The following is a 434-nucleotide window of genomic DNA, read 5'->3' as shown; positions in this document are numbered from 1 at the left end:
CGTTGCTAGATGATGCCTGTCGTATATCAGGTGTGCCGGGAATGTCAATCTCAATACTTGCTGATGATGAAGTGTTCTACTTTTCTTCAGGATATGCAGACCGTGAAAAGGGTTTGTCTACAAGTGAAAATACACTCTATGAGTTAGCCTCAGTCAGTAAAGCTTTTACCGGTATGGGTATTATGCTGTTGGAAGAGAAAGGGCTGCTCTCAATGACTGACCCTGTCCAAAAATATTTACCTTGGTTTACGTTAAAGTATCAAGGGAAACCTGTTGATATGCAAAGTCTTACACTAAATAACTTTCTTCACCATACCAGTGGTCTAACAAATATTATGCATACTCAAAATATTCCACAAGGCAATACACCGGATATGTTGCAAAAGACTGTGGAAATGCTCGTGGATGCTGAATTGGCGTTCCCTCCCGGTGAA

The 434-nt window shown here is 41.0% G+C and carries 1 protein-coding gene; it reads left to right on the top strand.

The features are described from left to right. Positions 1-434: serine hydrolase domain-containing protein (locus tag MR115_RS30395; RefSeq protein WP_242243857.1), on the top strand; the 434-nt coding region annotated here is incomplete at both ends.

The organism is Bacillus cereus group sp. BfR-BA-01309 (assembly GCF_022664315.1).
Lineage (GTDB): Bacteria > Bacillota > Bacilli > Bacillales > Bacillaceae_G > Bacillus_A > Bacillus_A mobilis.
This window is presented reverse-complemented; position numbering and strand designations above follow the sequence as displayed.